The organism is Streptomyces sp. NPDC002537 (assembly GCF_053594975.1).
On sequence record NZ_JBSFWT010000064.1, the window covers coordinates 25,610 to 43,347 of the forward strand.

16 protein-coding genes are annotated in these 17,738 nt (G+C 68.1%); 8 read left to right on the forward strand and 8 right to left on the reverse strand.

Annotated features, from left to right (window positions below; all coding sequences use genetic code 11):
- Positions 1-253 precede the first annotated feature (253 nt).
- Positions 254-1,222, reverse strand: coding sequence for a hypothetical protein (locus ACWD4A_RS25395; protein ID WP_451197422.1), 969 nt, complete (start codon positions 1,220-1,222; stop codon positions 254-256).
- 286 nt (positions 1,223-1,508) lie between these two features.
- Here ACWD4A_RS25395 and ACWD4A_RS25400 point away from each other — a divergent pair, with 286 nt between their 5' ends.
- On the forward strand, positions 1,509-3,290 hold the full coding sequence (locus ACWD4A_RS25400) for a hypothetical protein (protein WP_451197424.1): 1,782 nt from the start codon (positions 1,509-1,511) through the stop codon (positions 3,288-3,290).
- A gap of 284 nt (positions 3,291-3,574) precedes the next feature.
- On the opposite strand, the gene ACWD4A_RS25405 is transcribed toward ACWD4A_RS25400, so the two are convergent.
- Positions 3,575-4,891: a choice-of-anchor A family protein gene (locus ACWD4A_RS25405; RefSeq protein ID WP_451197425.1), complete on the reverse strand. Its 1,317-nt coding sequence runs from the start codon at positions 4,889-4,891 to the stop codon at positions 3,575-3,577.
- A gap of 301 nt (positions 4,892-5,192) precedes the next feature.
- Between ACWD4A_RS25405 and ACWD4A_RS25410 the strand changes: the two genes are divergently transcribed.
- Together ACWD4A_RS25410 and ACWD4A_RS25415 are read left to right on the forward strand one after the other, a co-directional pair.
- Complete coding sequence (locus ACWD4A_RS25410; RefSeq protein ID WP_451197426.1) at positions 5,193-6,239, forward strand: Lrp/AsnC family transcriptional regulator; 1,047 nt, start codon at positions 5,193-5,195, stop codon at positions 6,237-6,239.
- A gap of 199 nt (positions 6,240-6,438) precedes the next feature.
- Positions 6,439-7,068, forward strand: coding sequence for a DedA family protein (locus tag ACWD4A_RS25415; RefSeq protein WP_451197428.1), 630 nt, complete (start codon positions 6,439-6,441; stop codon positions 7,066-7,068).
- Positions 7,069-7,079: 11 nt separating this feature from the next.
- Here the strand turns inward: ACWD4A_RS25415 and ACWD4A_RS25420 are convergent, their stop codons facing one another.
- Positions 7,080-7,529: a RidA family protein gene (locus ACWD4A_RS25420; RefSeq protein ID WP_451197430.1), complete on the reverse strand. Its 450-nt coding sequence runs from the start codon at positions 7,527-7,529 to the stop codon at positions 7,080-7,082.
- A complete protein-coding gene (locus ACWD4A_RS25425; protein WP_451197431.1) occupies positions 7,526-8,824 on the reverse strand; it encodes an aminotransferase class I/II-fold pyridoxal phosphate-dependent enzyme in 1,299 nt (432 codons plus the stop codon). The genes ACWD4A_RS25420 and ACWD4A_RS25425 overlap by 4 nt, the downstream gene beginning before the upstream one ends.
- Positions 8,825-8,924: 100 nt before the next feature.
- On the opposite strand from ACWD4A_RS25425, the gene ACWD4A_RS25430 reads away from it, so the two are divergent.
- Positions 8,925-9,641, forward strand: a complete 717-nt coding sequence (locus ACWD4A_RS25430) for a GntR family transcriptional regulator (RefSeq protein ID WP_451197433.1) — start codon at positions 8,925-8,927, stop codon at positions 9,639-9,641.
- A 79-nt stretch (positions 9,642-9,720) separates the two neighbouring features.
- Here the strand turns inward: ACWD4A_RS25430 and ACWD4A_RS25435 are convergent, their stop codons facing one another.
- Together ACWD4A_RS25435 and ACWD4A_RS25440 are read right to left on the reverse strand one after the other, a co-directional pair.
- Entirely contained in the window at positions 9,721-10,542 is an 822-nt protein-coding gene (locus tag ACWD4A_RS25435) for a type 1 glutamine amidotransferase (protein WP_451197434.1), read from the reverse strand.
- 93 nt (positions 10,543-10,635) lie between these two features.
- Entirely contained in the window at positions 10,636-12,090 is a 1,455-nt protein-coding gene (locus ACWD4A_RS25440) for a TQXA domain-containing protein (protein ID WP_451197436.1), read from the reverse strand.
- Positions 12,091-12,704: 614 nt separating this feature from the next.
- On the opposite strand from ACWD4A_RS25440, the gene ACWD4A_RS25445 reads away from it, so the two are divergent.
- From ACWD4A_RS25445 to ACWD4A_RS25460, 4 genes are all read left to right on the forward strand, one after another.
- Positions 12,705-14,210, forward strand: coding sequence for an alkaline phosphatase family protein (locus ACWD4A_RS25445; RefSeq protein ID WP_451197438.1), 1,506 nt, complete (start codon positions 12,705-12,707; stop codon positions 14,208-14,210).
- 275 nt (positions 14,211-14,485) lie between these two features.
- The gene (locus ACWD4A_RS25450) at positions 14,486-14,902 is read left to right on the forward strand and encodes an SSI family serine proteinase inhibitor (RefSeq protein WP_451197439.1); all 417 of its coding nucleotides are present in this window, start codon (positions 14,486-14,488) and stop codon (positions 14,900-14,902) included.
- 98 nt (positions 14,903-15,000) lie between these two features.
- Positions 15,001-15,864: an isocitrate lyase/PEP mutase family protein gene (locus ACWD4A_RS25455; protein WP_451197444.1), complete on the forward strand. Its 864-nt coding sequence runs from the start codon at positions 15,001-15,003 to the stop codon at positions 15,862-15,864.
- A gap of 45 nt (positions 15,865-15,909) precedes the next feature.
- Positions 15,910-16,242, forward strand: a complete 333-nt coding sequence (locus tag ACWD4A_RS25460; protein ID WP_451197440.1) for a hypothetical protein — start codon at positions 15,910-15,912, stop codon at positions 16,240-16,242.
- Here the strand turns inward: ACWD4A_RS25460 and ACWD4A_RS25465 are convergent.
- Positions 16,208-17,182 (reverse strand): NAD(P)/FAD-dependent oxidoreductase, encoded by a 975-nt coding sequence (locus ACWD4A_RS25465; RefSeq protein WP_451197441.1) that lies wholly within the window; start codon positions 17,180-17,182, stop codon positions 16,208-16,210. The genes ACWD4A_RS25460 and ACWD4A_RS25465 overlap by 35 nt on opposite strands.
- 69 nt (positions 17,183-17,251) lie before the next feature.
- Positions 17,252-17,738 (reverse strand): tail fiber domain-containing protein (locus tag ACWD4A_RS25470; protein WP_451197442.1); only part of this gene is annotated, 487 nt, incomplete at its 5' end.

Sequence of the window (17,738 nt, forward strand, 5' to 3'; positions counted from 1 at the left end):
CACCGGGCCTCAACATTTCGACTGGATCAGCCAATTGGATCCAAAGGTGGACTCATCGCGCCGAAGGGTGACACTCTCCCAGGATTTCCCGGGCCGAACGGCGCTGCACGCCGGGGGAACATCGTGAGAGGAAACCGCCACGGACCGCTCCGGGAACGGCTACCCACAGCGCGTGTCGGGCAACCCGGCCGTCACGGAAACAGGGTGCACAGGAGATCCCCTGTGCACCCTGAGGCGTTCTGAAGCGCTTCCGTTACTGCGAGGTGCCCTCTTGGAATCCCGTGCCCGCGGTGTCCGCGGCGCCATGGTCCTGTGGCGGCTTGGGATCGGTGATGTGGCCGCCGGTGGCGCCTGCACCGCCGGTGCCGGTGTCGGTGCCGGTGCTGTCATCCGCCCTTTCACCGTCCGGTGTGTGGCCGGGAACGTCTGGATCCGACTCGGTGTGCGGGGTGGAGCCGTCGCCGGGCGAGGCGGACGTCGAGGGGGACGGCGATTCGGTGCCTGTGCCGCCGTCGTGCTGTGAGACGTCCGGGTCCGGTGTCAGGCCGTCGCTCGGATTCTCCTTGCCGTTCCCGGTTTCCCGGCCGCCGCCCTGGGAGTGGCCCGGGGTGGGGGTCCGTTGGGGTGTCGGGTCCTTCTTGTCCGGCGTCCCGCCGAAGATCCGGCTGACCGACGTGCTGCCCTTGCCGCCCGACGCGTCCGAACCCTTTGCCCATTCGACTGCGGTGACCGCTCCCATGGCGACGACGAAGATCGCGCCGGCGGCCAGCAGCGGGCGCTTCCATCCTCGCAACCGCGTGCCGTGCGTCGTTCTCTCCGTGAACTCATCGGAATGGCGATCGAATTGCTCACCACCGCGTGTCGTGGAATGCGCGCCCGTGTCCTTGCCGTCCCCGGGCGCGAGGGAAGGATTGGGCAACAGTCGGGTCGCGTCCTCGGCCGGGAGTACCTGCGTGGTGTCCACTTGGCGCAGCACCTTCGTCGCGGCGTCGCTTCTGCCCGCGTGACGCGGTTTCGGCTTCGCCGCCAGGCCCGTGGCCTCACGGAGCTGCTCACCCGTCCGCTTGAAAACATGCTGGAAGATCGTGCCGCCGGAAGTGGCCACGATGCTCACGACACCGGCGCCGATGACGGTGCCGTACACACCGAGTTGGCCCGCGAGCAGCGCGGCCACCACCGCGGCCAAGGCGCTCCCGGCGACCTGAGCGAAGCTCAACTCCATACGCTTGTTCTTCGGTTTTGCCTCGCTGTCGGCTCTTCCGTTCATCTCCTGCCTCTGTTAGTTCTTACTCATGATCGGACAGGAGAATACGGTAGAGCGCCATGAAAAGTTCCGGCTCGGGTGAATGTGTGAGTCTCGGCACTTGTGAAACGGCGCCGTTGCCCGCGGCGAAGCGTCGGGGTGAACTCCCGGAATGCCGACCGAAGTAGAGATGTCAACTTGCGCCGATGTCAAAACGACTATCGATGATGCATCGTCAGCTCGTGGCGCTTGTAGCGTTCTTGTTATGAGCCAGGAAGAGACTTACTCTTACGAGACGGATTACGACGTCTCCGTGCGCTATGACGAAGAAGACGGCGAGGCCTACTACCACTTCGGTGACGAGGGCAGCGGGTTTCGCTGGAAGACGTCGGGGGCGGGGACGCAGCACACCGTCATCATGCCGGAGCACTGCGAGCTCGGATGGGACGGCCAGAAGATCACCGTCAAGTGCGCGGAGAATGATTTCTACACGCAGGTGGAGATCACCATCTCGGCGAGCATGGGCCGCTTCAGCTTCGGTGGCAGCGGGCTGCTGGAGGCCGACGGCAGCGAGTACGCGGTGCAGCTCACCTCGATCGACGGCAGCAGCGTGTACGGCGGCCTGGACAAGGTGTTCAGTGCGCCCGAATGGCGCAGCAGGATACGCTGTTTTCCCGTTTCAGGTGATGTTCCTTCCGGGCACTACGACCGACAGGACATCAAGGGCTATGTCTCCGTGACCGCCGCTTCCACTGTCCGGGAATCCACCATCCAGGTTCCCGACTCCTCTTCGGATCTCGGCACATACAGCCAGCAGGGCCGACTGGGAAAGGTTGTGCCCGTACTGGACCCGTCCGATCTGGTGGAGACCTTCACCGAAGCGGGCAGGCAGACGATTGCCTACCTGGCCAGGAGGAACCCGGGGGCATTCACCGATGTCGCCGGCAGGTCCATCCCGGCGGAGCAGGTGGTGGAGAAGCTGGAGGAGGCGTACAAGGAAGCGCTGCCGGCTCTCTCCAAGATCAAGCTGCGCACGGTCGTCATAAAGGGCGCGGGTGCGGGTGCCTCCAACGCGATTGGCGTCTGGGGTGTCTATTCGGCATTCTCCAATGACGACGTAAGTGCTCTGGACCGGGCGTCTGCGGTAACCGGCGTACTGTCTTCGGGGCTTGACGCAGCGGCTGCTGCTGCCACGGGGGTGAAGGCGGGGACGGTCGCCTTCAAGGGCACCGCAAAGGCAGCCGAGAAGATCTTGGGCCGCGTGGCCTTTGTGTTCGGGGTCGCATCGGACGGACTCGCCCTCGCGAGTGCGATCAAGAACGGCGACCAGGAGGCGATCGCGCTGGACGGGGCGTCCCTGGTGGGAACCGCCATTTCGCCGATTTTCCCTCCCGCTCTGCTGCTCAGCCTTCCGGCTGTGTACATGAGCCTTGAGTCGCTCTTCTCCGACAAGGTGCCGGTGACCGAAGCGGACTTCCTGGCCATGCTGGAGGTCCGGGAAAAGCTGACCAAGAGCGTCATCGAGCAGGCCACCTCCCCGAAGGAGGACGCCATCACACGGGCAACGGCCTACATGACCTACCAGAAGGTGGTGACGTCGAAAATCATCGAGCTGCAGACGGGACAGGAGCGTTCGAGCCTCGCCGGTGACCAGGCCGCCGTGGCCGCGCTCGACAGCGAGGAGGAGCAGGCGCGGAACGGCCTGGCGGGCAACGACTGGGCCGAGCAAGCGGTACGCGAGGTCGCCCGAGCTCATGTGGAGGCGGTGTGCGGCAACCATGAGCTGGTCATGGAGGTCGTCTATGACGCCATGGACAAGTGGATCGACGGCTGGACCGTCCCGCCCAGCATGGCCGTTCGCCTCGACATAGGGTTCCGCAAGAAGGGCTACGGTCCGGTTCCCATCGGCGATGCGAACAGCCTCTACCGGCATCTCGTGAAGCAGGCCATTCGTCTGCACCCGGAAAAGCAGTTCAGGCCCGTGGCAACGGATCCGATGTTCACCTCCATCGTGGAGTCCTGGGTGACCGCGTCACGGAACGGCTGAGCAAGTTCCGGCGATCGAGGCCGAGTTCTGGACCATCCACCTTTCGGTGTCCGGTGTCAACTTTCGGTCCGCTCGCGTGATCCACGAGATCACGCATACTGAAAGCGGCCGGGGCACCGGGGATTTGACCGATAGGGGACTGTCGGCAGGTTTCCCGTTCGCCTGGGTCCTCTCGCCACCGGGCCGTGTTCCACTCCATGTACGCACACGTAGGAGCACGGCCCGGTGGTCTGCCATGTCCAGCCGGACGGACGAAGCCCCCCGACACCAGGGGGCCCGCGTACCTACTGGGACGTTCCGCGCCGCTTCGCGTACCGGATGGCGAGCAACGTGCCGGCGGCGATCATCGTTCCGCCCAGGCCCATGTACAGGAGCATGCTGTCGCTGCCGGTCGAGGCGAGGTTCCCCACAGGGGCGGCACTGGGCGAGGGCTGCGTGGACGGTTCCGGGCCGGTGCTGTCCTCCGGGCCCGGCTTCTCCGGGGCGGGTGTGCCGGGCTTCTCGGGGCCGGATGTTTCCGGGCCGGGTGTGCCGGGCTTCTCCGGATCGGGCTTTTCCGGGGTCGGCTTCTCGGGACCGGGCGTTTCCGGGTCGGGCTTCTCCGGCTTCTCCGGGTCGGGTATGCAGCCTCGGAACGACATATGGTGGGTCTCCGCACCGGAGATGCTGGTCATCTCCTTGGCGATGACGGACCCGTTGACGTGACCGGGGCCGACCTCGCCGCCCTGGCCCGTTCGCCCCAGTGCCACGGAGGCGTTCGGCGCCAGGATCGTGCCGGGCCAAGAGGTGTAGTTCTTGAGGACCTCGGTGGCCTGGGGGAAGTTCCACAGCAGCTTGCTGCGCGCGGACTTGAAGGCGTCGCTTCCCGCCTGGTAGTCGTCCTGGACGTAGCGTCCCGCGGTGTGGTCCCACAGGGAGACGCCGTACGTGGCGTTCGCGTGCATGTTGTACGACGAGCCAAGGACATTCACCAGAGCGGTGGCCCCCAGGGGAACCTTGATCTTGATGTGCCGGGCCTTTTCCAGCTCGGCGGCCTGGACGGAGAAGACGTTGAACCTCTGGTCGCCCTCGAGTACCAGTGTGTCCGGCTCGCTGCGCACCGTCCCTGTGGCCGCCAGCCCGCCCCATGTGGAGGAACTCGACCTGAGCTGTGAGAACTCCTTCGAGAAGTCGATGGGGGAGGGCCCGGCCTGGTGCGGCCCGTCGATCGCGAAACTCGCACCGGGGGCCTCGATGAGCTTCTGGTAGACCGCCCTGCCGCGCTTGATCACGACTTGATTCGCCGTCAGATCCCCGCCGACCACGAGGGAAGCGCCCCCGGGCAGCGCCGAGACCTCGCTCCCACTGAGATGGCTGCCGATGGAGAATCCCTCCTTGCGCTCCGGATCGCCGAGGGTCGCGTCGCCACCGATGGCGACCGCGCCTTCCGAGTCCGAGACGCGACGCGAGGATTCGGCGACGAACTCGGCGTACCGGCCTGCGAGTCCGAGAGGTGACGGCAGACAGGTGTCCGTCGGGGCAGCCTGAGCCGTTCCGCTGAGCGGGCCTGTGAGGAGCCCGCCGCCAACGGCGAGCAGGGCCAAGGATGAACGCGCGAGCATAAGGGACTTCCCGGTAGAACGGCGGCTGGCGGACCCGAGGCTACGCGCGCGTCCCGGCCCTGAAGATCACCGATGGTCGACACCATGGTGGCGAGGGTTGACCGATGAGGCGGCTGACGGCCCATCACGCCACTCGCATGCGGCGTACCCGGCCGATCCGGCAACTTCGTCAGGCGGAAGGGGCATTGCGGCAGGGATACGCCGGGCCGTTCGGCCCGCTGCGCTCGTCATGCGTACATGCCTGCCCCCCCTTCGTTCATATACAGGGTGAAATGACGGGTAGCGGCTACGCTGCTCCTTGATGGATTCCTCCCGTATCACTCCAATTGATCTCAGGATCCTGCATGCGCTGCAGATCTACCCCCGGGCCTCCTGGGCTCTCCTGGGAGAGGCCCTGGAGGTCAGCCCTGCCACCGTGGCCCGGCGTTGGGCGCGGATGAACGAGGCCGGCCTGGCCTGGACGAGTGCCTACCCCTCCCAGGTGCGCGACGGCGCGGCGGACATCGCCGGCGCGTACGTGTTCGCGTCGTGTGCGCCGGGTACCGCGCTGGAGACGGCCGACGCTCTGGCCCAGCACCCCGAGGCGCTGTCGGTGGAGCTGACCGTGGGCGAGCGGGACCTGTTCATCACGATCGCCGCACCCAACCGCGTCGCCCTCGGGGAATACCTGCTCGGACCGCTGTCGACAGCCCCCGGACTGCTCTCCTTCGACACCACTCTGCTGGCCAGACTCCACCTGGAGGGCAGCCAATGGCGACTGCGCGCCCTGCCCCCGGACATCGCCCACAACCTGCGCGCGGCGGCGGGACGGCACGAACGGGTTCCTCCCCGGCGCCCCGCGGACGAGGTGGACCAGCAGGTGCTGGCCGTCCTCGGCGAGGACGGCCGCGCCTCGTACGCCGTGATCGCCGCCGCGTGCGGGATCAGCGAGAGCATGGCCCGGCGCCGTACGGAGTCACTGCTGGCGAGCGGTGGAATAACGGTGCGCTGTGATGTGGCCTGGGAGATCGCGGGCTGGCCGGTCTCGACGACACTCGCCGCGCGCGTACCGCCGGAGCGCCTGCCGGAGACGGTGCGAGCCTTCACGGTGCTCCCCGAGGCGCGGTTGGTGGCGTCCTGCGTAGGAGTGGCGGACCTGCTGGTGAGTCTGTGGCTGCCCTCGGTCCAGGACATTCCCCGGATGGCGGCCGCGATCGCCGGCCGTTTCCCCGACACCGAGACGCGCCGGTGGCTGACCGGGGTGCGCGCCGTCAAACGTCTCGGTCGCCTGCTGGACGCGCGGGGCCGGGCGACGGGTTGGGTGCCACCGTTCCAGCCCGCTGCCCCACCCTCACAGGAGGAGCGGTAGCGCACCGCATCCTGGCAAATACGGATGAATGGGTGGGCCGGATGAGATGATCCCGCGGAGTGCGCGCATCGCTCGTGGAAAACGACTGGCTCTGGCATCGGAGACTGCCCATGAAAAGGGGAACGCCCGGCCGGGGAGGTCACACGAGCCGGGGCCGCACGCGAGAGGGCGGCCAGGGACCGGGAGCCACCGGCCCGTGATGTCCACGACCGTGTTCGCGTCCGGCCCCTCGTGGTTGAGCCCCCACCACCTGATCGGCGAATTCGGGCTCATCGGGATCCTCGTCATCGTCTTCACCGAATCCGGCCTGCCGATCGGCTTCCTCCTGCCCGGCGACTCGCTGCTGTTCACGACCGGTCTGCTGGTCACCACCGGTGGGATCGAAGAGCCCCTGTGGCTGGTGTGCCTGCTGGTGGTGGCCGCCGCGATCCTGGGGGATCAGGCCGGATATCTCCTCGGCCGCAAGGCAGGCCCCGCCGTCTTCAAACGCTCCGGCTCCCGTCTCTTCAGAGAGGAGAATCTCCGGAGGAGCCGTCGGTTCTTCGACAGACACGGGAAGAAATCCATCATCTTGGCCCGCTTCGTATCGGTGATCCGTACCTTTACACCGATCGTCGCCGGCATGAGCGGCATGGACTACCGCTCCTTCCTCACCTACAACGTCATCGGCGGCATCATCTGGGGCGCGGGGCTGACGCTGCTGGGCGCCGGGTTGGGCACCATCGCGTTCGTCCGCGAGCACCTTGAGCTGATCATTATCGCCATCGTGCTGCTCGCGGCCCTGCCGATCGTCACCGAACTGCTCCGCTCCCGTTCGAAGAAGAGATGACCCCCTGGGCCTTACGGGGCATCGGACCGCGGTAGATACAGCACGGCATCGACCTCGAGCTCGATGCCGGGGAGATCGGACCGGACGAGAGTCCGGGCGGGCGGCGGGTGGGACACATAGTCTCGGTAGACGTTGTCGAAGTCGCCCTTGCGAGCGGGGTCGCGCAGGTAGACGTGGACCTTCACCGCATCCTGCAGTGTGCCGCCGACGGCTGTGGCGACCGCTTCCAGGTTGTCCAGCACCTGGCGGACGTGGGCTTCGAACGGCTCCGCGCCCATCCGTTCGCCATTGGCGTGCCGAGGGGTCTGTCCGGCGAGGAAGACCAGGTCACCCGCGCGGAGGGCTTGGCTGTAGGTACCGGCGGGGGCCGGGGCGGCAGATGTATGGACGGCGCGTTCCGTGTCGGCGATGGCGTATCCACGCGGTGGGGGACCGTCGGCACGGACAGGTGCGCGGGTCAAAGTCTCTGCTCCGCACCCAGGGCGTGGAGCACATCGACGGTGCGCTCCAGCGCGTGGGCCCATTGCCGCTCGTCGCGTGCGTAGCAGATCCGGAAGTGGCCCCGTCCCGTGGGACCGAACTGGTAACCAGGGCTGACCAGGATCCGCGCGTCGCGTACAAGGCGGGCGGCGATCTGTTCGTCGGGCAGCCGCAGCGCGCTGACGTCCGGGAAGAGGTAGGCGGTGCCGGCCTGCGGACGTACGGTCAGGTAGGGGACCTCCCGCAGTCGTTCGACGGTCATGTCGCGCAGGGCGCGCAGTTCCCGGACCCGGGCGGCCACCCACGCGTGGTCGTGGCGCAGCCACGGTGTGAGGACGTGCTGGGCGTAGGCGGGAGCGCGCAATGCCATGAGCGCGAGAACGTCCTCCATCGCATCGGCCAGCCGCGGCGGAGCGACGACGACTCCGAGTCGATAGCCCGACAACGATTCGGTCTTGGAGGGGCCGAGCAGGGTGACGCAGCGGCCGTACAGGGCCGGTTCGGCGGCGAGGTGGGGGAGTGGGCCGTCGTAGACGAGCCTGGCGTAGAGCTGGTCGACGATGACGGTCATGTCGTGCTTCTGGACGATCCGGGCGATGTCGGCCAGGACCGCTCGGCTGTAGACAGCACCGGTGGGGTTGTTGGGGTGGGACAACAGGAGCACGCGCGCGCCTTGGCGCCCGGCGCTGTCCAGGGCATCGAGGTCGAGTGCCGGCCCGTCCTCCGACAGGTGCAGGGGGATCCGCTCGACGCCGGCGCCGAGGAAGTTGACGATCCGCTCGTCGAAGAGGTAATCGGGGTCGGGCACGGCCACCCGGTCTCCGTCCTCGACCGTGGCGGCCAGGGCCGCGAAGAGGCCGGCCTGGGTGCCGGGAGTCAGGACCACCTCGTCATCCGGGTCGACCGGCACCGCGAGAAACGCGCTCACAGCCGCGGCCACCTGCCGACGGACGTGAGGGTCCCCACGGTAGGCGGTGTAGGCGAGCTCTCCGCGCTCGGCCGCGGCGGCGAAGGCCGACAGGGCCCAGGGCGGCGGGGGGAACCGGACGGTGTCGAAATGGGTGGTGTCGATGATCATCGCGTCGGGGCCTCCGACGGCGTCCCGCCCGTCTCCCGTCTCGCGTACGGCGCGCCGCACGAAAGCGTCCGCCGCGCGGGCGGACATGCCTACCCCGGCGGCTTCGGGTATCGCGGCCCGCACCAGTCTCGACGCCGGTCCGCCCGGGGCGGACCTGTTCACTGCGCCGCGGTCATGGTCGCGCTCGTTGGCCTCCATACGTAAATGTATACATTACGAAGTGGTGCATGCAAAGGCCCTGAGGTTATGCAGTGCAAGAGCGGACTGCTAGCGTTTACCGCAAGATCAGGAGGTCGAGATGAGCGACGGGGGTGGCGCCGTGCCGGATGGACCCGACCCGGTCGTGCGGGCGCCGCGTGCCACCAAGGCGAGCCGTGTCTACGCCGCGCTGCGCGAGGACATCCTGACCGCCCGGCTGGCCGCCGGCTCCGTATTGGACGAAGCCGAGCTGGCCCAGGTCTTCAACGTTTCCAGGACGCCGGTGCGCGAGGCCCTGCGGTCCCTGCAACGTGATGGACTGCTGCTGGTGGGGGCTCGCCGGCAGCTGTTCGTCCTGGACGCTTCCGAGCGCCGACGCGAGGTGCTGCTGCTGCGCGAAGCCCTGGAGGGAGCCGCGACGGTGGAGGCGTGTCGGCGGGTGGAGCCGGAAGACCTCGACGAACTGCGCCTGGCCGTCATCAAGCAGCGCCGGATCGCCCGATCGTCGGACCCGGGAGACTTCTTCCGCCTCGACGAGGAGTTCCACAGGACACTGGCCGCCGTGGCGCGGATGCCGCTGTTGTCCCAACTGCTCGACCAGCTGGGCGCGTTCGTCCATCTGGCCCGGATCGGCGAGTCCACCGACCGCGAACACATGCTCGGCGTCGCCGACGAACACGAGCGTCTCATCGACCTGCTCGAGGACAGGGACGCACTCACGTTGCGCACAGCCCTCGTCGCCCACATCCACGATCCGCGTCAGCGCCACACCGCGACCCCGCGGGACGGGGGCCGACGGGACACGGACGACGCGTAGGCACCCCGGGCCGAAGGGCGCCACATCGCGGGACGGCATCCGGAAGCCGTACTCGGGCGCGCCGTCCCGCGATGTGAGGTCAGGTCGCCGCCCTCTGCCGGTCGGCTTGCGCGCCCGCTGCGGCTTGGGGTGTCTGCGCGAGCCACTGCCGCATGAGGAAGTGTGCCTGCTGCTCCATGTCCGAAGCGCGCCATCTGTGTTCGGCGAGGAACGCTTTGAGGCCCTCTCGTCCCAGCGCCCGCTCCGCGGCCTGCCGGTAGGAGTCGTCCAGCAGCCACTGCTCGGCCAGGTCCGGAGTCACCTCCAGATGGAACTGGATGCCGTAGGCATTGCGCCCCACGCGGAAAGCGTGGGCGTAACGATCGGTGCCGGCCAGCAGTTGGGCGTGAGGCGGCAGCCGGAAGGTGTCGCTGTGCCACGCCATGACCGTCGCGCGTGCCGCGGACGCGCCGACTCCCGCGGCCCACGGGGCCAGTACGGGATCCGTGTGTCCGGCTCCGGTCAGCGCGACCTCGACGTGGCCGACTTCCGGCCCGTCCCCGTGCACGCACGCGCCGCCCGTACTGGCCGCGAGCAACTGGGCGCCGAGGCACACCCCCCAGTACGGCACTCCGGACGACACGGCGTCGGCAATGAGGCGGCACTCCCCGCTGGTACTCGGATCAAGGCCGCTGACCGAACCGGGGCCGCCCATGACGATGAGGGCATCCACACCCGAGAGCTCCGCCGGAGGCTCGGGGTCGCTGTACGAGGTGACACGCACCTCGTCGATTTCCCAGCCCATCTCGATCAGAGCCCGGCCGTACACACCTGGCGGTTCGGTATCGACGTGCGTCAGTACCAAAGCTCTCCCCGGCCTTCCTTCGAGTGCGACGACCCTCCGCTCTTTGTATACATCCATGCCGTAAGTACACGTAACTTTTGTCCGTGAGTCAAGGGTGAGCGCGGGCTCCCGGCTGCCGAGGCGAGAGCAGCCGGGAGCCTCAGGGGGCGATCAGTCCCGGGTGGCCTTGCGGCGCTTGCGGTTGAGGAACACGGCGGTTCCCCCGCCGAGGATCAGGAAGGCGGCCAGAGCCGCCAGGGGCGCGGTGAGACTGTTGCCGCCGGTGGCGGCCAGGCTGCCGTCCACGTCCTCCTTGTCCGAAGGACGGTCGGTCGGGCTCGTACCCGGGGCCGTGTCCGCGCTCTGCGTGGGAGAAGGCTTGCCACCACCGCCGCCGTTGCCGCCACCGGATGCGCCCTCACCGGGCTTGCTCTCGGTCTCGCAGTCCAGGATGCCGCTGAACTCCTGGGTCTTGCCGCCCGGCAGGGTGACCACGATGCGGTAGGCCCGGTCCTCGGCAACCGGGACGGTCACGGTCTTGGAGCCGCCGGGTGCGACGGTGTGGCTCTTGCCGTCCAGGGAGAAGGTGTACTGGGCATCGCCCTTGTTCGTCGCCGTGATGTCGACGCCGCCCTTGGCGCAGTTCTTCTTCGCGGACACGGCCGGTACGGGGGCCGGCTTATCGCCCTCGGCCCAGTTCACTGCCGTCGACGCCGTGACGGTGCTGGTGCTGGAGCCCGCGAGGATCATCGTCTGGCTGCCCTTGTGCTGGCCGATGCCGGTGAACACGCGCCCGATGGGTACCCGCGTGGTGGCCGTGGCCTTGATCGCGGCCGTGCCCCCGGCGGTGCCCTTGGGGACGTCGACGTACAGCCGGGAGCCGTTGGCGGCGGAGGTGACGGGCTTGCCGTCGCCGTCCACCAAAGCCACCTTGTCGTCCGTGGCGTCCGTCTCCAGCGACACGTTCACCGTGCCGGCGCTCGTCTCCACCGACACCGGTCCGAGCTTTTCACCGCTCTTGCCGGACAGTGTCTGGGGGTCCAGCGCCAGCGAGGCGCTGGGCTCCGTCAGCGGCTGGGCCTTCTCGTGCAGATATACGGCGAGCTTCTGAGCCACCGGATCCTTGGCCCGGGTGTCGATGTGATCGGAGTAGCGCCAGATCGCGGCCTGGGTGCCGGCGGCAGCCTGCCGTTCGGTGAGGGCGGGGACGCCCGCGGCGTCGGCGAGTGCGCCCAGGTCGTTCTTCTGCGGGTAGGAGTTCTGCAGAATCCAGCGGATCTTGCCCGCGTCCGGGTTGTTGTGGAGCGAACTCTCCTTCCACGGAGTCTCCTGGTAACGGGCCCTGGGCTGAGTGGGGTTGAAGGCGTCGATGCAATACGTCTGCAGTGTGCCCCCGCCGTCCATGGAGAGGTTGAAGAGCCCTCCCTGTACGGTGCGCCACCTGGTGCCCTCCTTCAACTCCACGTCCCCGTATGTCTTGAGACCGCCCAGGGTCGCGGTGGCACCGTCGTCGTTCCGCCCATCGGCCGCCGCCGGGACGACCGTGGAGAGCAGGAGCGACGCCAGAGCGGCCGCCGTCGCAGCAGCGGACCTGCGAAAGCGCTGCTTTTCGTGGGCACAGAACATGGGTTTTCCTCACAAGAAACAAATGAGCGTCAGTCGGGGGGCTGAAAGAGGGCGCGGTTCGTGCATGCGCCACCAAGAGACACCCCCGTCCGGACAGCGGGCCTGCTCGTCCGGCATCACGGACCGGGCATACAGGCCGTCGCATCCCTGCGAGGCCCGGTCGACGGAAATGCTATGAGGGCATTCCGGAGAGCCGGTCCCCCATGAGAACAGAGCGACAGCCAAAGGATGACAGCGTTCACGCCGATCGGTCGGCTTCGTGGCTTCGAGGGGCCGACTCACTTGTCTGACCGTCAGTTCACTTCGGTGTGCGGAGAGTTCGGCTCGTGTGCTCCGGCCCTTGGTCCATCTGGCCTTCATCACCCTTGTCCAGTCGGGTGCATGATGGTGTGTCAGTCTCTGCTCTGCTCGGCATCCATCGGCCGGGCAGCGTCTCGCGTTGTGGGGTCGGATCACGGCACCGGCCCGCAGTGCCTCGCGGCCTGCGGCCCGGAACGGACGCACACGGTACATCCGCCGGATGCGAGCCATTCACCTGCACGTTCCGGAAGATCCCCAAGGTCATGAATTAGGCCTTCTAGGGCTAATTCTCTATATCTACCTGATGGGGTGTAATGTCCAAGGCGCTCTCTCGTCGTACCGTCCTCGCCACCACGGCTTCCGCTGCCGCCCTGGCGGCAACCGGCTCCTTTGCGGCCCCCGCCGGCGCCTCCGCACGCGGCCGCAGTCGGAACAAGGTGCTTGTCGTCGGCATGGACGGCCTGTGTCACGACCGGCTCGACCGGGCGGAGACACCGCGCATCGATTCCCTGATCGCCGGTGGGACGTTCGGCACCAGTCTGTTGTACGCCCGGCCGATGGCCAATACGGATTCGGGGCCCGGCTGGTCGACCATCTCCTGCGGAGTGTGGCCCGACAAACACCGTGTGACCGACAACAGCTTCGGAGGCGACTATGGCGCCTACCCGCCCTTCATGACCCGTCTCGCCGAAGTACGTCCCGAGCTGTCGACCTACGCCGGCCTGTCCTGGACCCCGCTCAAGGACCACGGCACCTTCGCCGGTGCCAAAGAGATCTACGCACCTTCCGGGGCGACCCTCGAGAAGGACAGGCTGGTCACTCAACGCACCGTGCGACTGCTACGGGAGGAAGAACCCGACGTCCTCTTCGTGCACCTCGACAACACCGACTCGGTGGCGCACGCGTCCGGTGTCAACGGTGCCGCCTACTTCCAGGCCATGGCCACCGCGGACGGACTGCTCGGCGAGATGCTGGATGCGATTGCCTCCCGACCCGACCGGGATCGCTGGACCGTGATCGTCGCCACCGACCACGGACACGTCCCCCAAGGAGGCCACGGCGGCAGTTCCATCGACGAACGCTCCACCTTCGTTCTGGCGAAGGGGCCGGGGATCCCGGCCGGCGCCCGCCCGCGGGACACCCGGCTCGTCGATGTCGCGGCCACGGTGTTCCACCAGCTCGGCATCGTTCCGGACAGTCGGTGGGAGCTGGACGGCAAGCCACTCCAGCAGCGCGCCGATGACGACTTCGAGTCGCTCCACGACCGTTTGGAAGGGCGGGAGGACGAAACCGCCATACCTGCAGACGTACGTGGCTGGACCCGGACACCCCCGTCGGGCTGGTCAGTGATCAACACAGGGATGGGTGGGGGAGGAACCGCCGAATGGCGTGGCTGGTCCTTCGCCACCGACGATTTCTGGAGCCGCACCCGGCGCGACGAACAGCGCGAGCTGAATGTCCGTGCCCGCGGCGTCTTCGCTGTCGCCGACGCCTCACGCTGGGCCTCCCGCAGCCACTCCGGCCGTTTCGACTCCACGCTGGTGAGCCCGGCTCATCCCGTGCGCGGCAAGGCGCGTGTGCAGCTCGAATACACCTCGCTCTACCGACACGTCGACGGCCAGAGTGCCGAGGTACTCGCCTCCTTCAACGGCCAGACCCCCGTGGTGGTCGACACCCTCACCGGGGACTGGCGCTCCAAGCTCCGTTCGGTGACTGTTCCCGTCCCCGGGGAGGCGTCGGCCGTCAGTTTCCACTTCCGTCTCACCGGGGACAGAAGCTGGTTCTGGACGGTCGACACGGTCGAGGTCAGCGCGGTGTGACCTCGACAGACGTCGCGCGACGGGCGGGAGGCTCGCGTTACTCGTTCCACCGCATTGAAAGGGCTGAGTCAATTGACCATAAGTTGATTCTTCGCAGACCTTTTCGGATCGACGTGAAACCTCCGGCCGCCAAGGGCTGCATGCGTGGAATCCAAAGTCGAGGAAACTCTCGACAGTTGGTTGCGCGAGTGATTTGATCATGGCCGTCCGCGACCTTCCGGTCCGGAAATCAAGTCGAGCGGGGCACGTTCTGTACGGCCCTGCAAGGAGGTTTCATGTCCATTCGCCGAGTCGGAGCCGGGCGTCTCATATCGCTCGCCTCGATGGTGGCCGCCGCCCTCACGGTGCTCGCGGTCACGCCGGCCCAGGCCGCGACTGCTCAGAACCCGTCGGCCGAGCTGGGCATCCTGGTGTTCCACGGGGACGACATCCGCCAGTACTCCCTGGACTGCGGCCCCGACGGTGGCTCGCATCCGGATTCGCGCACGGCCTGCGGCCAGTTGCGGAAAGCCGACGGTGACCTGACCACGCTCCGTCCCGGGGCCGACCCGTCCTGCAAGGCACCCGAGACCGACCCGGTGGACGTCGAGATCATGGGCACGTGGAACGGCATGATCACGGTCTTCAACGAGCGTTACCCCAACCCCGCCTGCGCACAGGCATCTGCGGGCCTGGTCGTCCCGATCCACTAAGGGAAAATCAGCGTTGCTCCCGAGCCTGTGAAGAGCGGATCTTTACAGGCTCGGTACCGTTGGCAGCGTTCACTCGGCATTTGTCATCGGAGGTTCCGTTGTCGGCCCACCATTTTTCCCTGAAGAGTCTTCTCGAGGCTCCGGAGATTGTCATGGCGCCGGGCGCGGCCGATTCGGTCACCGCTCGCCTGGTCGAAGCGGCGGGCTTTCCCGCTGTCTATATGACGGGCTTCGGTGCGACGGCCAGCCGGTTGGGCATGCCGGACATCGGTCTGCTCAGCCAGACGGAGATGACCGAGCATGCGCGGAACATGACGCGCGCGGTGTCGATCCCGGTGATCGCGGATGCCGACACCGGATACGGGGGACCGAGCAACATCGACCGCACCGTCCGCGAGTACCTCCAGGCCGGTGTGGCGGCGATCCATCTCGAGGACCAGGTCGCGCCGAAACGGTGCGGACAGATGAGTGGTGTGCGGCTGATGGACGCGGACAGCAGCGTCAAGCGCCTGGGATGTGCCATCCAGGCGCGCGGGTCCGCCGATCTGTTGGTCATCGGGCGCACGGACGCCCTGCCCGCGGAAGGAATCGCGGAGGCGATCCGACGCGCTCGCCTCTACCAGGACGCCGGTGCCGACCTGGTCTTCGTCGACGGCATCAAAAGGATCGAGGAACTGGAGGCGGTCGCGGCAGGGGTCGAAGGCCCCAAAGCGGTATCCATCGTGGACGGGAACGAGACGACCGCGCTGACGGCTTCCGACCTCCAAGAGCTGGGATTCTCCCTGGCCTTCTACGCGGTGACGGCCCTTTTCACCGCGACCCGCGCCGTCGCCGACGCTTTCACACATCTTCGGTCGGCCGGCACCCCCGCGGGCGGGCCGCCGCAGCACACCTACGACGAGTTCTCCCGACTCGTGGGATCCGACTTCCACAAGGAACTCGACGACCGTTTCGGCGGCTGATCGCGCAACGCCGCCGCCCGGCCGAGGCGGAAGGGTGCGAGGAGAGTGCGTGGTTCATGTTCCCGCCTGCCCGTTGAGGAACTGGGAGCACCTGTCGGCATACGCATCCGCCGCAGCGACCTCGCCCCCGAGGAACGGACGGCCGGCGTCACCACCCAGGCCGCCCGCCCCGACCTGCTGACCACCCTGGGCGCCGAGGTGGACAAGGGAGTCTGGCTCAGCACCGCGAGCGAACGCCTGCCGGTGACCGTTCTCGGGGCGGTCGCCGCCCTCAACACGACGCGAGAAGGCGCTCCGCGGGAATCCGGTCCGAGCCGCGGCACCCCGGAGACGAAAACCAGGGTCAGGACACGGTCGGGGCCGACTTCCGGTAGGTGACGACCGCTTCCCGGGTCTCCTCGTCGATCAGGTCCGCGTTGATCTGGGCCGCGGCTGCGATGCCGGCCGCCGCGGCCGCGGCGGCTCGGTCGACCAGGCTGGTGACGTTGCCCGCGACCCATACCCCTGGCACGGCGGTGCGCCCGCCCGCCGCGCTGGGGATGTACTCGCCGATGCCCGCCGGATGCTCCGCCGGCCGCAGTCCGAGCCCCGTCAGGAACCGGGCCCGCGCCACCAGCCGTGGCGAGGCCATCAGCACCTCGCAGCCGACCACCGTGCCGTCGGCCAGCCGCACACCGGCCAGCCGGTCCTGCTCGGTCTCCAGGGCCACCACCTCGCCGTCCACCACGCGGATGCCGCGTGCGGCCAGTTTCTCCGCTTCCTCGGCGGACGGCGCCGGATCGGTGTGGACGAAGTACGTGACGTGGTCGCTCCACTGCCGGAACAGCAGTGCCTGCTGCACCGACAACGGCCCGCTCGCCAGTACACCGATGGCCCGGTCCCGGACTTCCCAGCCGTGGCAGTACGGGCAGGCCAGTACCTCCTTGCCCCACCGCTCCCGCAGCCCCGGCACGTCCGGCAGCTCGTCCGCCAACCCGGTGGCCACCAGCAGCCGGGGGGCACGGACCGTGCGGCCGTCGGCCAGCGCCACCGCGAAGAAGCCTTCGCCGTCCCGGGCCGCCGTGGTGACCTCGCCGTCCACCACGTGACCGCCGTAGCGGCGGACCTCGGCCCGGCCGCGTTCCAGCAACTCGCCCGGTGACATCCCGTCCAGGGCCAGCAGCCCGTGCACGCCCTCGGCCGGGGCGTTGCGCGGGGCACCCGCGTCGATCACCACGACCGAACGCCGGGCCCGGGCCAGCGTCTGCGCCGCGCTCAGCCCGGCGATGCCGCCGCCGATCACCACCACGTCACAGCCGTTCTTCAGCTGAAAGGTCACATGACCACCTTTGTGCCGACGCCCGCCGCGGCGGGCTCCATTGGTGTTCCGGTCACGGGCGGCATCGCGTCACTGCTGCTGCCCGGTGCCGGCGGAGTCGAGTCCGGCCCGCAACTCGGTGATTTGGTCCTGCAGTTCGTCGATGCGGGTCTGCTGCTCGTCCAGCAGACGGTGGAGGGCCTGGATGCACAGCAGGCTGACACCGTTGGCATCGACGCAGTACATGCGTCTGTCGGTGCCGCCCAGCCCGTAGGCGGCGTACCAGTCCTGGGCCATGGGGCCCAGGTGCGACACGCCGGGCGGGTCGTCCTTGTAGTGCCAGGTGGAGATCGGCAGCGCCAGTGCTTTGGCCAGGACGTCGTAGCCGTTGACGGGAGGGCCGGTCGCGGGGACCTGGCCGACACCCCGGGTGGACGACGCGTCGGCGACGGTGGCGGGTGCGGGGGCCGACCCCCGCTTGCCCGCGCCCGCGCCGGGTGTGGCGGACGCGCCCGGTTCCGGGGCGGTCTGAGCGTCAGCCGCCGCGCAGGCTCCGTACGTCCAGGTGGCGCAGTAC